We start from the raw sequence: 14,099 nt of genomic DNA, 5'->3' as shown, positions 1-14,099 counted from the left end.
GGTGTGTCAGTGGGCGCCGGTGCCGGTCAGGGACCGGACCTCCAGCTCCGCGTACTTGCCCTTGTCCGGTTCCTCCTTGGAGAGGTAGGTGCCGATGATGCCGAGCAGGAAGCCGACCGGGATCGAGATGATGCCCGGGTTCTCCAGCGGGAACCAGTGGAAGTCGACGTCCGGGAACATCGAGGTCGGCTTGCCGGAGACGACCGGCGAGAACAGCACCAGGCCGACCGCCGTGACGAGGCCGCCGTAGATCGACCACAGGGCCCCGGCGGTGGTGAACCGCTTCCAGAAGAGGCTGTAGATGATCGTGGGGAGGTTTGCGGAGGCGGCGACCGCGAAGGCGAGCGCCACCAGTCCTGCGACGTTCAGGTCGCGGGCGAGGGCGCCCAGCAGGATGGAGACGGCGCCGATGCCGACGGTCGCCCAGCGGGCCGCGCTCATCTCCTGCTTCTCGGTGGCCTGGCCGCGCTTGATGACGTTCGCGTAGATGTCGTGGGCGAAGGAGGACGACGAGGCCAGGGTCAGGCCCGCGACCACCGCGAGGATCGTGGCGAAGGCGACCGCCGAGATGGTGGCCAGCAGGACCGCGCCCCAGTTGGAGTCGACACCGCCCAGATGCAGCGCCAGCAGGGGCGCCGCCGTGTTGCCCGCCTTGTTGGAGGCGATGATCTCGTCCGGCTTGATGAGGGCCGCGGCGCCGAAGCCGAGGGCGAGGGTCATCAGGTAGAAGGCGCCGATGAGGCCGATGGCCCAGATGACCGACTTACGGGCGGCCTTGGCGGTGGGCACGGTGTAGAAGCGGATCAGGATGTGCGGCAGGCCGGCGGTGCCGAGGACCAGGGCGATGCCGAGCGAGATGAAGTCCAGCTTGGTGGTGCCCGTGGCGCCGTACTTCAGGCCCGGTTCCAGGAAGGCCGCGCCCTTGCCGCTGTTGTCGGCGGCGGAGCCCAGCAGGTCGGAGACGTTGAAGTCGAACTTCAGCAGTACCAGGAAGGTCAGCAGCAGGGCGCCCGCGATGAGCAGGACGGCCTTGACCATCTGGACCCAGGTGGTGCCCTTCATGCCGCCGATGGTGACGTACACGATCATCAGGACGCCGACGAGGGCGACCACTCCGATCTTGCCGGCGTCGCTGGTGATGCCGAGGAGCAGGGAGACCAGGACGCCCGCGCCCGCCATCTGGGCCAGCAGGTAGAAGATCGAGACGACGATGGTGGAGGTGCCGGCCGCCGTACGGACCGGGCGCTGGCGCATCCGGTACGCGAGGACGTCACCCATCGTGTAGCGGCCGGAGTTGCGCAGCGGTTCGGCGACCAGGAGCAGGGCGACGAGCCAGGCGACCAGGAAGCCGACGGAGTACAGGAAGCCGTCGTAGCCGAAGAGGGCGATGGCGCCCGCGATGCCGAGGAAGGACGCGGCGGACATGTAGTCGCCGGAGACGGCGAGGCCGTTCTGGAAACCGGTGAACTGGCGGCCGCCCGCGTAGAAGTCGGCGGCGTCCTTGGTCTGGCGTCCGGCCCAGACCGTGATGACGAGGGTCGCGAGGACGAAGACCGCGAACAGGCTGATGATCAGCCCCCGGTGCTCGCTGGCCTCGCCGGCCGCCAGGGTGATCGCGGGGCTCATGCGCCGCCCTCCATCCGGGACTTGATGGCCTCGGCCTTGGGGTCGAAGCGGGCGGCAGCGGTCCGCGCGTACCACCAGGCGATGAGGAACGTGGTGAGGAACTGGGCGAGGCCCATGATCAACGCGACGTTGATGTTGCCGACGACCTTGGTGCCCATGAAGTCGCCCGCGTAGTTGGACAGCAGGACGTACAGCAGGTACCAGGCGATGAAGCCGACGGTCAGCGGAAAGGCGAAGGAGCGGTAGGAGCGGCGCAGTTCACCGAACTCCGCGCTCTCCTGCACCTCGGTGAACTCCTCGGTGGTGGGGAGTTTGTGGGTCTCTTTCGCGGGTGGCGGTGCGTCGGTGGACACGGGGTCTCCTCGCGTAGCGGCTGCGGTTGTGACGGGGATCGGGGGCGAGTGTCCTCGCGTTCCCTGTTCAAGGTCACGGCGCCGCGCCTGGACCGGTTCAACTCACTTTGCTTCTTTCCGAACTCGCCTTGGGGAAGTCATTGCTGGCCAGCGACTTCGAGAGATAGCTTCGGCGTGCACCACCCGTCATGTACCTGCCCGAGCGACACCTGTGTCTCGGGCCGGTTTCGTTTCCGGATGATGTGGAGACCCCATGTCCCAGCCGCGTTCCAGACGTTCGCGTCACCGTCTCGCGCTCGCTGTGCCCGTCGTGCTGTCCCTCACGGCCTCGCTCGGCTTCCTGCCCTCGGCAGCCTCGGCCGCGCCCGCCGCGCAGGCCACGGCTCGGGCCGCGGACGCGACGAACCTGTCGTACGTCGTCAACACCAAGGCGGACCACCGCACGATCGCGTCGGTGAAGAAGGCGATACCGATAGCCGGCGGCACCGTCGTGATCGCGTACGAGAAGATCGGCGTGATCGTCGTCCACTCCGCCGCCCCGGACTTCGCCCAGAAGATCCGCACGGTGCGCGGGGTGCAGTCGGCCGGCGCCACCCGCACGTCGGCGCTGACCCCGGCGGGCACGACGGACGAGGGCGCGGTCCAGGTCCTGTCGGACGCGCAGGCCGCGAAGGTCGCCAAGGCCTCGGCCGCCGCGCCGGACAGCGAGCCCCTCGAGGCCGACCAGTGGGACCTGCGCGCGATAGGCGCCGACAAGGCGGCCAGGATCAACCCCGGCAGCCGCAAGGTGACCGTCGCCGTGATCGACACCGGCGTCGACGATACCCACCCCGACATAGCGCCGAACTTCTCCGCCGCCCAGTCCGCCAACTGCGACGGTGGTGTGCCGAACACCAGCCCGGGCGCCTGGCGGCCGTACACCGCGGACGACTACCACGGCACGCATGTGGCCGGGGAGATCGCCGCGGCCCGCAACGGCATCGGCGTGGCCGGCGTCGCCCCCGGCGTGAAGGTGTCGGCCATCAATGTGACCGACCCGAGCGACGGCCTCTTCTACCCGGAGAGCGTCGTCTGCGCGTTCGTGTTCGCGGCCGACCACGGCGTCGAGATCACGAACAACAGCTACTACGTTGATCCGTGGATGTACAACTGCATGGACGATCCAGATCAGCGGGCCATTGTCGACGCGGTCAACAGGGCGCAGTTGTACGCCCAGAAGAAGGGCACGCTGAGCCTGGCCTCGGCCGGCAACTCCAATCACGACCTGGACTCCGACGCGCTCGTCGACACCACGAGCCCCGACGACTCGACTCCGGTGGAGCGGACCGTCGATCCGCACGAGTGCTTCGACGTGCCGACGCAGCTTCCGGGTGTCGTCACGATCAGCGCGACGGGCGTCAAGAACCTCAAGTCGTACTACTCCTCGTACGGCAAGGGCGTCATCGACGTCGCGGCGCCCGGTGGCGACCGGCTCTACCAGATCCCGGACACGCCGTCGCAGAACGGCCGCATCCTGTCCACCCTGCCGAACGGTGCGTACGGCTTCCTGCAGGGCACCTCGATGGCGTCGCCGCACGCCGCGGGCGTCGCCGCGCTGCTGAAGTCGACGCATCCCAAGGCGAGCCCGGCCCAGCTGCAGGCGCTGCTGAAGGCGGAGGCGAACGCCACGAGCTGCCCGGCCTCGTACGACCAGAACGGCGACGGCACGCAGGACGCGGTGTGCGAGGGCGGCACCCGGGCCAACGGGTTCTACGGCTTCGGCATCGTCAACGCGCTGCGCGCGGTCAAGTGACCCCTCAGGCGCGAGACTTCGCCCGACCCGGCACCACCCGCACGGACCGCTCGTACCGAGAACGAACTGGAGAGATTCACACCATGACAGGGCCCCACCCCCGCTATCGGCGCACGCTCGCGATCCCGCTCGGTATGGCCATCGCGACGGCCATGGCGTTCCTGCCGGGCGCCACGGCGTCCGCGACCGGCCTGCCCGGCACCGACACCGGCGCCGTCAGCGACATCCTCGCCGCCGCCGACACGGACGGCACGGCGCTCAGCTACGTCGTCAACGTCCGCCCCGGGCACGGTCCTTCCGCCCAGGTGAAGAAGGCCATCGCCCAGGCAGGCGGCACGATCGTGACGTCGTACGACCAGATCGGCGTGATCGTCGTCCACTCGTCGAACCCCGACTTCGCGAAGACCATCCGCAAGGTGCGCGGGGTCGAGTCGGCGGGCAACACGCGCAACGCGCCGCTGCCCGCGCAGTCGACGACCGACGAGGGGACGCCGAAGGCGCTCACTTCGGCACAGCTGGCCGCCGCGCAGTCCGCCGCGGACGCCGGTCAGGACCCGCTGGAGTCATTGCAGTGGGACCTGCCCGCCATCAAGGCGGACAAGGCGCACGAGAAGTCGCTCGGCAGCAGCAAGGTGACCGTCGGCGTGATCGACACCGGCGTGGACGACACCCACCCGGACCTCGCGGCGAACTTCGACCGGGCCGCGTCGGTCAACTGTGTGACGGGCAAGCCGGACACGACCGACGGGGCGTGGCGGCCGAGCGCGGCGGAGAGCCCGCACGGCACGCACGTGGCCGGTGAGATCGCGGCCGCCAAGAACGGCGTCGGGATGACGGGCGTGGCGCCCGGTGTGAAGGTGGCGGGCATCAAGGTGTCGACCACCGACGGCTACTTCTACACGGAGGCCGTGGTCTGCGGCTTCATGTGGGCGGCCACGCACGGCGTCGACGTCACCAACAACAGCTATTACACCGACCCGTGGTACTTCAACTGCACCGACGACCCGGACCAGAAGGCCCTCGTGGCCGCGGTCACCCGGGCCTCGCAGTACGCGGAGAAGCGCGGTGTGGTCAACGTGGCCGCGGCCGGCAACGAGAACTACGACCTGGCGGCCGACGAGATCACCGACCCGGTCTCGCCGAACGACGGCACGCCCTCGGACCGGGTGATCGACCCCTCGGTGTGCTTCGACATACCGACCCAGCTGCCGGGGGTCGTGACGGTCGCGGCGACCGGTGCCAAGGGCATCAAGTCGTCCTTCTCCAACCACGGCCTGGGCGTCATCGACGTCGCCGCGCCCGGCGGTGACTCCACGGCGTACCAGACGCCCGCGCCGCCCGCGACCAGCGGTCTGATCCTGGGCACGCTGCCCGGCGGCAAGTGGGGCTACATGGCCGGTACGTCGATGGCCTCGCCGCACGTCGCGGCCGTGGCCGCCCTGATCAAGTCGACGCACCCGTACGCCCCGCCGGCCCTGGTGAAGGCGCTGCTGTACGCCGAGGCGGACGCCACGCCGTGCACGGATCCGTACGACATCAACGGCGACGGCAAGGTCGACGCGGTGTGCGAGGGGTCCAAGAACCGCAACGGTTTCTACGGCTGGGGCACGGTGGACGCACTGGACGCCGTGACGAAGTAGCGGTGCGGAGTGATCAAGGTTCCTCCATATATTGATTGAGTCAATACTGCATAGTACAGTCATGACTTCAATCAAGTTTGTGGTGCGGGAGGGCGCTCTTCAGGGGCGCCTTCCCGTGCAGGTGCTGGCGCGGGCCTGTGTGCGCGAGTGCGTGCTGGCCGCCGCCGACCTCGGGGCGCGGCGGGCCGGGCTCGCCGAGGTGCCGGCGGCATGGGTGGACGACGGGGCGGTCGCCACCGCCTTCCTGAGCGAGCGTCACCTGTTGATCAATGGTCGCGCACCCGTCAACTTCGCACTTCGCACCGCTGTCCCGGTTCTGGCGGACGGCGGACGGTTGGGTGCGGACGCACGCGAACTACCCGCACCACCGAGCACGGCTGCTCGACGCTCTGGGGGTGCCGGAGGACGCGGCGGCCGTCGAAGCGGCCCTCGCCGAGCGGTCCGCCCTGGAGGTCGAGGAAACCGTGTACGCGGCCGGGGGTCTGGCCGTCGCCCTGCGCACTCCCGAGGAGTGGGCCGTACACCCACAGGCGGCCGAGGTGGCGAAACGGCCGCTGGTCGAACGAGGGCGACTGGACACGGCACGCGCGCGCACCTTCGCGCCGATCGGCACCTCCCCCTTGCTGCCGGCCGCCGGCCTGCGCGTCCTGGACCTGACACGGGTTCTCGCGGGCCCGGTCGCCACCCGCACGCTCGCCCTGCTCGGCGCGGACGTCCTGCGCCTGGACGCACCCCAGTTGCCCGAACTGGCGGACCAGCACGCCGACACCGGCTTCGGGAAGCGGTCGGCGACGCTCGACCTGGCGGCCGACCGGGAGACCTTCGAGGAACTGCTCCAGGCGGCGGACGTGGTCGTCACCGGGTACCGGCCGGGCGCGCTGGACCGGTTCGGGCTGTCCGCCGAGGCGCTGGCGGAGCGGCGGCCCGGGGTGGTCGTCGCGCAGTTGTCGGCGTGGGGCGCGTACGGGCCCTGGCGGGAACGGCGGGGCTTCGACAGCCTCGTACAGGTGGCCACCGGGATCGCGGTCCTGGAGGGTTCGGCGGAGCGGCCGGGCGCGCTGCCCGCGCAGGCCCTCGACCACGGCACGGGCTATCTGCTGGCGGCAGCCGTGTTGCGGGCGCTGACCGAGCAGTCGCACGAGGGCGGGAGCCGGTTCGTGCGGCTGGCGCTCGCGCGGACGGCCCGGTGGCTGACGGACGGTGTGGACGGCATGGGCCACATGGCCGCGGGAGACGCCGGGAGCGGCTCCTACGACGGTCCCGGACCCTGGCTGTCGGAGGCGGACAGCGCGCTCGGGCGGCTGCGGTACGCGCTGTCGCCGGTCTCCTTCGAGGGCGGCCCGACGGACTGGGACCGGCCGCCGGTGCCGTGGGGGACGGATATCGCGGGCTGGCATTGACCCGGCGGGAACCGGCAGCGGTACCGGAACGTGTGTATGGGTGGAATGCCTTACCACCACTTGTTTCCCTGCAGTTGCCCGGTTCTGTCCGTTGTGGTCAAGATCGTGCGGTGACGTTGACCAGACCCCCCTCCGAGGTGACCGGCGCGAGCGGCCCCTCATGGCGCCCCGGCACCGGCCGGGCGATCGCCGTCCTCGTCCTGGCGATACTGGCCGTGGCGATACCGTTGCTCGGGCCGCCCGCCGCGCTGCACGGCACCGGGGAGGCCGCCGCGCCCGGGACCGGTGGGGTGGCCCTGCTGCGGGCCGTGCTGTTCGTGGCGTTGTGCGTGCCGATGGGCGAGCTGTTCGTGGGCCGGCTGGTGCGCTCGGTGCCCGGCGCTCCCCCGGACGCTCCGCGCTCCTGGGCTCCCTACACGGCCGCCGCCGGATTCCTCGCCACGCTGGGTCTGGCGTCGGTCGTGGCGACCGGCAATCTGGTGCCCCACAGCCTCTCCGAGATCGATGTCGGCGGCCTGTACGCGTCGCGGGACGGCAAGTTGGCCCTGCTGGAGGTCAACGCTTTCGTGGTGGCCGGTCTGTGCGCCCTTTCGGGCCGCCCGGCCGTCCAGGTGTGGCCCCTGTCCGCCGTGGTGGCGGCGGAGGCCCTGCGCGCGCATCCCGTGACCGAGCACAGCCCGCTGGTCGGCGCCGGGCTGACGCTGGTTCACCTCATGTGCGCGGCGCTGTGGGCGGGCGGACTGCTGCGCGTGCTGCGGACGCTGCGCCACTGGGGCCCCACGGAGCCGGGCGCGGCGCTGCTCGGGCTCTACGCGCGCGTGGCGGCCGTTCTGCTCGCCGCCATCTCCGCGAGCGGGGTGTGGAGTTCACTGCGCCGGATGCCGCCCGGCACCGTCCTGGAGCAGCTGACGGACACGGCCTACGGGCGCACGCTGCTGGCCAAGGTGCTCCTCGTGGCGGTCGTCGCCGCGCTCGCCCTGTGGGCCCGCACCCGGCTGCGCCGCTCCCCCGACCCGCTGACCGCCTGCACTCCCGCGCGCGCGGAGGTCGTCGCCCTGGGGCTGGTGGTCGTGGTGTCGGGGCTGCTCACCGCGCTGCCGCTGCCGATCCACTGGTGAAGGCCGGGCGCCGCCGCCGCGCGGGTGATGCGGACGCTGTAGGACCACCTGCGCTCAGGCAGTGGTCGAGCGGACCTCACCGTAGGTCGCCGTCGATCCCGGGCGCGCCTCGAGGGCTCGTCGTACGCCGCTGGCCAGCAGGACCTGTGCGGCGACATAGGTGAGCATGATCCAGAACCCGGGTCGTGGGAGCTGGGGCCAGTCGGCGACGCCGGTCGCGATGAGGGTGTCCGAGAGCAGGAAGAGCGCGCCGCCGAGTCCGGTGAGGAGGCCGAGCCGGGCGGCGGTGTACGCCATGGTCACGAGCAGGGTGCTGTAGCCGGCGACGGGAATGCGGAGGTCCGCCGGCAGGTCCGGCCACAGGAGGGCGACCGTGGTGACGAGGGAGAGGGCGTAGGCGGGGGCGGGGAGGAGAGCACGCGCGCGTGGCGTGCCGTGACGCCGGAAGAGCGCGAGGTAGCAGACGTGGCCCGCGGCGAAGGAGGCCATGCCGGCGAGGAAGGCCGGGCCGGTGTCGGACAGCAGGAGGATGTCACCGCCCCAACCGCACAGGAGCGCGACGACGAGGAGGCGCGGTGCGCCGCGGACGGCCGTCCAGGCGGCGAGGAGCGGCATGAGCAGAGGCTTGGCGACGGCATGGCCGCCGCCGAAGCCGACGGCCAGGGAGACGAGATCGGTGAGGGTCGCGACGGCGAGGCAGGCGAGCAGAAGAGCGGCGAGGGAACGTACGCGCGGGCCCCGCCCGGAACGCACGAGTGTGGACGCCCGCCGCTCGGGACGGCCCCGGTCACGCTCCTGCCGCCCGGTGTGCACGCGCCCCCGCTCCCGCCGTCCGACGTCAACTCGAACACGCTCCCGCCGTCCGCCGTCAACTCGCCCCTGCTCCTGCCGTCCCGTGTGGACGCGCCCGTGTGCCCTGCGCCAGGGCCGGGGTCTCACGCGACCGTGCCCCCTCCGGCCGAAGCCGGTTCGGATTCCAACGGCGGGGCCGATTCCACCGACGGCGACGGCTGCCACCCCGGTCCGCCGAACACCCGCCCGGTCCGCTCACGCCAACTCCGGGCTTTCCTGACGTCCTTGATGATCGCCACGTACTCATGGGTGGCCACCTTGACCGGGTTGAACGTGTTGATGTTCTTGGTCAACCCGTAGACGGGCCGTTCGGTCTCGGCCACGAACGAGCCGAAGAGCCGGTCCCAGACGATGAGGATCCCGCCGAAGTTGCGGTCCAGGTAGCCGCCCTGGGAGGCGTGGTGGACGCGGTGGTGGGACGGGGTGTTGAAGACGAACTCGAACCAGCGGGGCATCTTGTCGATGCGTTCGGTGTGGATCCAGAACTGGTAGACGAGGTTCGCGGAGGAGCAGAAGGCGAGCGCGGCCGGGTGGACTCCGGCGGCGACGAGGGGGACGTAGAACGGCCAGACGGTCAGGGTCGTCCAGGGCTGGCGCAGCGCGGTGGTGAGGTTGAACTTCCGGCTGGAGTGGTGGACGACGTGGCAGGCCCACAGGATGCGGATGACGTGGTGGCCGCGGTGGGACCAGTAGTAGAAGAAGTCCTGTCCGAGCAGCATCAGGGGGACCGTCCACCACAGGACGGGGACGCGCAACGGGGTCAACTCGTACAGGGCGGTGTAGACGGCGACGATCGGGATCTTCCACAGGAAGTCGAAGAAGAGGCTGCCGAGCCCCATGCCGATGCTGGTGGCGGCGTCCCTCGTCCCGTAGCCGGCCGCGTCCTCGTCGGGATGGACGCGGACGCTGATCATCTCGATGACGGTGAGCAGCACGAAGGCGGGTACGGACCAGACCACGACATCGGGGAGGTTCGGCATGCGTGCACCGTAGAACCGCCGGTCGGGCGGGGCTAGACGTTGTTACCGACAAGTATTACCGGTGGTACGCGCTTGCTTCTTGGTGATCTCCGCCAAGGGATGCCCGCGGACGGTGACGCCGGTTGCCGCGCCGGGCCCGTCAACCGACACCCGCCGCTCCCAGCAACACCCCCACCCCGTAAGTGACCCCCATCGCCAGCAACCCGCCTCCCACGTTCCGCAGCACCGCCCGGCCCGCATGCGCCGCTCCCAACCGTGCGCTGCTCCACCCGGTCAGCACCAACGCCGCCACCACCGACACCACGGTCACCGGCACCCGCCACCCCGCCGGCGGCAGCACGATGGCGAGCAGCGGCAGCAACGCCCCCGCCGTGAACGCCAGGAAGCTCGCCCAGGCCGCATGCCAGGGGTTGGTCAGTTCGTCCGGGTCGATGCCGAGCTCCACGCGTGCGTGCGCCCGCAGTGCGTCACGTTCCGTCAGTTGTTCCGCCGCCTCATGGGCCACGTCACGGGACAGCCCCCGTTCCTCCAGAAGCTCCGTCAACTCCTCCAGCTCGGCTTCCGGCCGTTCGCGAAGTTCCCGCCTCTCCAGGGCCAGCGCGGCCATCTCGGAGTCGCGCTGGGTCGACACGGACACGTACTCCCCGGCCGCCATGGACATCGAACCGGCCAGCAGGCCCGCCAGACCAGCCGTCAGCAACGCCGCGCGGTCGCTCGTCGCGCCGGCCACGCCGACGACGAGGCCAGCCGTGGAGACGATGCCGTCGTTCGCGCCGAGGACGGCGGCGCGCAACCAGTTGAGGCGGACGCCGAGCCCACCGCCGTGTGCCTCGTCGTGCGCCGGTCCGCTCACACCCTCTTCGGTCATCCCCGGAGGATCGCACCCCGGTCGTCGAGAGCCCGGCACCGACGCCGCCGTGAGGGACTGTCAGTCGTGGCCCGTATCCTCGTGAACCATGCTCGAAGACCAGACGACCGCAGCGTCCTCCCCCACAGCGTGGCCGGCCGCGTATCCGCAGGGATACGCGGTCGTCGACGTGGAGACCACCGGCCTGGCCCGCGACGACCGGATAATCTCCGCGGCCGTCTACCGACTCGATGCCCGCGGAGAGGTCGAGGACCACTGGTACACGCTGGTCAATCCGGAGCGCGACCCGGGCCCCGTGTGGATCCACGGGCTGACGAGCGAGGCACTCGAAGGCGCCCCTCTCTTCCAGGACATCGCCGACGAGTTCTCGGCCCGTCTCGACGGTCGCGTGCTCGTCGCGCACAACGCCGTCTTCGACTGGCAGATGATCGCCCGTGAGTACGCGCGCGCGAGCCGGGTGGCGCCGGTGAGTCAGCGGCTGTGCACCATCGTCCTGTCGAAGGAGCTCGGCCTGCCGCTGCCCAACCACAAACTGGAGTCGCTGGCGGCCCACTTCGGCGTCGTACAGCGGCGGGCGCACCATGCCCTCGACGACGCGCGCGTGCTCGCGGAGGCGTTCCGGCCGAGTCTGCGGGCGGCCGCCGCGCGAAGCGTGCGACTGCCGCTGCACGAGTGCCGGCCACTGACCGAGTGGACCGACCGGGCGGTGCCGCGGCAGTCAGCGGGCTACAGCGGTTACCGGCCGACCAGTTGGCGGCCCGCGCGCAAGCGGCCCGCGTGCCCCTACCCCAACCCGGGGCGGTACGAGGTCGGCAAACCACTCAAACAGGGCATGCGGATCGCGTTCTCCGGGGACACCTCGACCGAGCGCGACCTCCTGGAGGACCGGGCGATCGAGGCCGGACTGCATGTAGCCACCAGCATGTCCCGGCTGACCAGTCTGCTCGTCACCAACGACCCGGACTCGAACACGTCCAAGGTGGTCAAGGCCCGGCAGTTCGGCACACCGGTCGTCGACGAGGCGGCCTTCGGGCAGCTCCTGCGGGACGTGGAGCCGGCGTCGGGGGGATGACCGTACGGACAGGTACGGGCCGGGGCCGCTGTATCGGCGGTGGGGGCCGGTGCGCCGGGTCGGTCAGGCGATGGCGATGGCGTCCAGCTTTCCGGCCTTGGCCTCCTCCACCAGCGAGGCGAACTGGACGGCGCTCATCTGGACGCGCTGGCCGAAGTCGTCGGTGAGCAGGACGCGGCGCTCCGCGGGGGCGCTCGGGTCGACGAACAGCTGCGGGCAGCCGCAGTCGCACTCGCCACAGAAGGTCGCCAGCGGTTCCAGTGCGTTGGTGTCACTCATCGTGAACTGCCTTTCACGGGGGCCGGACGGTCGGATGTGTGCCGCCCGCCAGTCGTGCGGGCGTGGCCAAGGCATACCCCGCGTGCAGGACGCGACGCGCCCGCGTACGGATCGGCGGGAGCGCGGTCCGGGCGGCCGTGCGCCGGTGCGCACCGGATGCTTCCTCTCGCTCACGAGCAGGGGGAACCAACTCATCCAGGGCTACAACTACTTCAGGGGCCCCGGCCCCTGCGTTCGGCGTGTGCACGGACGCGGAAGACGTCGGCTAGGAGGTCCGGGGTGAGAGCCTCGGCTGCCGCCCGGGCGCTGGAGAACCGGGAGGGGACGCCTGTGCATCTGCCCGGCGCCGAGCCAGCGCGCGAGGACGGTCGCCGCGGTCGTCGGTACAACCCGCACGAACACCCCTGGCACGGCCTCGGCCGATGCTGGACCCCGCCTCGGTGCTCAGCCCGTGGCCGCGCCCGTCCGTCATCCCCGGCATGCCCTCCGGGCGCCACCGGACCCGCGGCCGACGAGGCGACCGGCGCACCACGGCACGAGCAGGCCCGGCGGTCCGCCGCCCCGCCACCCCTCGGCGTCGGTCACACAGCGGAGCCGATCTTGTCCACGATGCCGACCTTGCCCTCCGCGCGGGCACAGTGCGCGCCGCAGAACCAGTGACCGTCCACCTCGACACCTTGGCCGATGATCTGCACCCGGCAGTGCTCGCAGATGGGTGCCATGCGGTGGATCGCGCAGGCGAACGAGTCGAAGACGTGACGTGCCCCGTCCCGGGTCTCGACGGTGAACGCCAGTTCGTAATCGTTCCCACACACTTCGCAACGTGTCATAAGCCGAATCGTCAGGGGCGGGGCCGGCACCCGCAAGCCGACAGCGCTCCGTCGGGTGGGCATCGTCGACAGGGTCCGACCACACCCCTGTGCGAGCCCCCCGTCGTCCGAGTTGTACGGTCGTGGGGTGTACCGCTTCCTGTTGTCCCGGCAGTGGGTGATCCTCACACTGGTCGCCCTCCTCCTCATCCCCACGATGATCAGGCTGGGCATCTGGCAGATGCACCGCTACGAGTTGCGCACCGCCCGCAACCAGCTGGTCTCCGAGGCGCTGTCCGCGAAGCCGGTGCCCGTGGAGCGGATGACCTCGCCCGGGCACACGGTCACCACCCACGACCGGTACCGCAGCGTGACCGCGAAGGGCCACTTCGACGCCGACGACGAGGTCGTGGTCCGGCGTCGCACCAACTCAGACGACGAGGTCGGCTACCACGTCCTGACCCCGTTCGTCCTCGACGACGGCAAGGTGCTGCTGGTCAACCGGGGCTGGATCCCCGCGAACGGTCCCAGTCAGACGGTGTTCCCGAAGATCCCCGCTCCCCCGAAGGGGGAGATCACCGTCACCGGGCGGCTGATGCCCGACGAGACGACCGCGGCGAGCGGTATCAAGAACCTCAAGGGGCTGCCGGACCGGCAGATCATGCTGATCAACAGCGAGCAGCAGGCCAAGCGGCTGGGCGCCACGGTGCTCGGCGGCTACATCGCCCAGACGGCACCCGAGCCGAAGGGTGACAGTCCGGAACTGATCGGCGCCGACCCCGGCAAGGAGGACGCCGCGCTGAACTACGCCTACGCCATCCAGTGGTGGCTGTTCTCCGTCGGCGTTCCGATCGGGTGGGTCACCCTGGTGCGACGTGAACTCCGCGACCGCCGGGAGAAGGCGGAGCGGGAGGGCGCGACAGACGCGGAGCCGGCCGCGGTGTGACATCTCGGCGTGCCACACCGGCCCACCAGCTCACCGGCCCGCCGACCGCCCCCAACAGCACCGGCTGCGGCGCGACCCGTCGCCCCACCGACCCGGACCAGTGGGAAGGCCAGGGTGGTGAGGTCGGCGACGCCCTCGAATGCCGGCCCCGAGGAACATCTGCCGCTGCCGGTCGGCCACGGGGAATCCCAGGAGGCCCTCGGCTCGTCCTCACCGTTCTCGTCGCGGTCGCGTTCGCGTTCACGTTCGCGCCTGCCACGCTGACCGGACTGTGGGTGCTGAACCAGATTCCCGCGCATCCGGGGGTGATCTTCTCCGGCACGGCGGCGTCACTCCCCCGGCCCCACCCCTGATTGCCGCCTCG

The 14,099-nt window shown here is 70.8% G+C and carries 13 protein-coding genes and 1 pseudogene; 7 read left to right on the top strand and 7 right to left on the bottom strand.

From position 1 onward, the window contains the following. Positions 1 to 6 precede the first annotated feature (6 nt). Positions 7 to 1,626 (bottom strand): cation acetate symporter, encoded by a 1,620-nt coding sequence (locus tag ACFVYN_RS32905; protein ID WP_390005319.1) that lies wholly within the window; start codon positions 1,624 to 1,626, stop codon positions 7 to 9. Continuing rightward, positions 1,623 to 1,979 (bottom strand): DUF485 domain-containing protein, encoded by a 357-nt coding sequence (locus tag ACFVYN_RS32900; RefSeq protein ID WP_390005316.1) that lies wholly within the window; start codon positions 1,977 to 1,979, stop codon positions 1,623 to 1,625. Before ACFVYN_RS32900 ends, ACFVYN_RS32905 begins: the two co-directional genes overlap by 4 nt. Before the next feature lie 253 nt (positions 1,980 to 2,232). Between ACFVYN_RS32900 and ACFVYN_RS32895 the strand changes: the two genes are divergently transcribed. The 4 genes and pseudogenes from ACFVYN_RS32895 to ACFVYN_RS32880 all read left to right on the top strand — a co-directional run bounded on the left by ACFVYN_RS32895 (position 2,233) and on the right by ACFVYN_RS32880 (position 7,929). Then, positions 2,233 to 3,771, top strand: a complete 1,539-nt coding sequence (locus tag ACFVYN_RS32895; RefSeq protein ID WP_390005313.1) for a S8 family serine peptidase — start codon at positions 2,233 to 2,235, stop codon at positions 3,769 to 3,771. An 83-nt stretch (positions 3,772 to 3,854) separates the two neighbouring features. Beyond that, the gene (locus ACFVYN_RS32890; RefSeq protein WP_390005311.1) at positions 3,855 to 5,411 is read left to right on the top strand and encodes a S8 family serine peptidase; all 1,557 of its coding nucleotides are present in this window, start codon (positions 3,855 to 3,857) and stop codon (positions 5,409 to 5,411) included. A 61-nt stretch (positions 5,412 to 5,472) separates the two neighbouring features. Next, positions 5,473 to 6,811 (top strand): annotated as a pseudogene (locus ACFVYN_RS32885) (CoA transferase). Positions 6,812 to 6,921: 110 nt separating this feature from the next. Then, positions 6,922 to 7,929: a CopD family protein gene (locus ACFVYN_RS32880; RefSeq protein WP_390005308.1), complete on the top strand. Its 1,008-nt coding sequence runs from the start codon at positions 6,922 to 6,924 to the stop codon at positions 7,927 to 7,929. Between the two features lie 54 nt (positions 7,930 to 7,983). Here the strand turns inward: ACFVYN_RS32880 and ACFVYN_RS32875 are convergent, their stop codons facing one another. From ACFVYN_RS32875 to ACFVYN_RS32865, 3 genes are all read right to left on the bottom strand, one after another. Further along, positions 7,984 to 8,637, bottom strand: coding sequence for a lysoplasmalogenase (locus tag ACFVYN_RS32875; protein ID WP_390005383.1), 654 nt, complete (start codon positions 8,635 to 8,637; stop codon positions 7,984 to 7,986). A 227-nt stretch (positions 8,638 to 8,864) separates the two neighbouring features. Next, complete coding sequence (locus ACFVYN_RS32870; protein WP_390005305.1) at positions 8,865 to 9,761, bottom strand: sterol desaturase family protein; 897 nt, start codon at positions 9,759 to 9,761, stop codon at positions 8,865 to 8,867. Between the two features lie 139 nt (positions 9,762 to 9,900). Next, positions 9,901 to 10,629 (bottom strand): VIT family protein, encoded by a 729-nt coding sequence (locus ACFVYN_RS32865; RefSeq protein ID WP_390005303.1) that lies wholly within the window; start codon positions 10,627 to 10,629, stop codon positions 9,901 to 9,903. An 88-nt stretch (positions 10,630 to 10,717) separates the two neighbouring features. Here ACFVYN_RS32865 and ACFVYN_RS32860 point away from each other — a divergent pair, with 88 nt between their 5' ends. Continuing rightward, positions 10,718 to 11,701 carry a DEDDh family exonuclease gene (locus tag ACFVYN_RS32860; protein WP_390005302.1) on the top strand — a complete coding sequence of 328 codons (984 nt, stop codon included), beginning with the start codon at positions 10,718 to 10,720 and terminating at the stop codon, positions 11,699 to 11,701. A 63-nt stretch (positions 11,702 to 11,764) separates the two neighbouring features. Here the strand turns inward: ACFVYN_RS32860 and ACFVYN_RS32855 are convergent, their stop codons facing one another. Both ACFVYN_RS32855 and ACFVYN_RS32850 read right to left on the bottom strand, forming a co-directional pair. Beyond that, positions 11,765 to 11,980 carry a hypothetical protein gene (locus ACFVYN_RS32855; RefSeq protein WP_390005300.1) on the bottom strand — a complete coding sequence of 72 codons (216 nt, stop codon included), beginning with the start codon at positions 11,978 to 11,980 and terminating at the stop codon, positions 11,765 to 11,767. A gap of 581 nt (positions 11,981 to 12,561) precedes the next feature. Beyond that, on the bottom strand, positions 12,562 to 12,810 hold the full coding sequence (locus tag ACFVYN_RS32850; protein ID WP_037708056.1) for a hypothetical protein: 249 nt from the start codon (positions 12,808 to 12,810) through the stop codon (positions 12,562 to 12,564). A gap of 127 nt (positions 12,811 to 12,937) precedes the next feature. Here ACFVYN_RS32850 and ACFVYN_RS32845 point away from each other — a divergent pair, with 127 nt between their 5' ends. Continuing rightward, positions 12,938 to 13,735 (top strand): SURF1 family protein, encoded by a 798-nt coding sequence (locus ACFVYN_RS32845; RefSeq protein WP_390005296.1) that lies wholly within the window; start codon positions 12,938 to 12,940, stop codon positions 13,733 to 13,735. Next, the gene (locus ACFVYN_RS32840) at positions 13,732 to 14,088 is read left to right on the top strand and encodes a hypothetical protein (RefSeq protein WP_390005293.1); all 357 of its coding nucleotides are present in this window, start codon (positions 13,732 to 13,734) and stop codon (positions 14,086 to 14,088) included. Before ACFVYN_RS32845 ends, ACFVYN_RS32840 begins: the two co-directional genes overlap by 4 nt. Positions 14,089 to 14,099: the final 11 nt, after the last annotated feature.

It is taken from the genome of Streptomyces sp. NPDC058307, assembly GCF_042880295.1.
Classification (GTDB): domain Bacteria; phylum Actinomycetota; class Actinomycetes; order Streptomycetales; family Streptomycetaceae; genus Streptomyces.
Note: the sequence above shows the minus strand (reverse complement) of the source record. Positions and strands in the feature narration are given on the sequence as shown.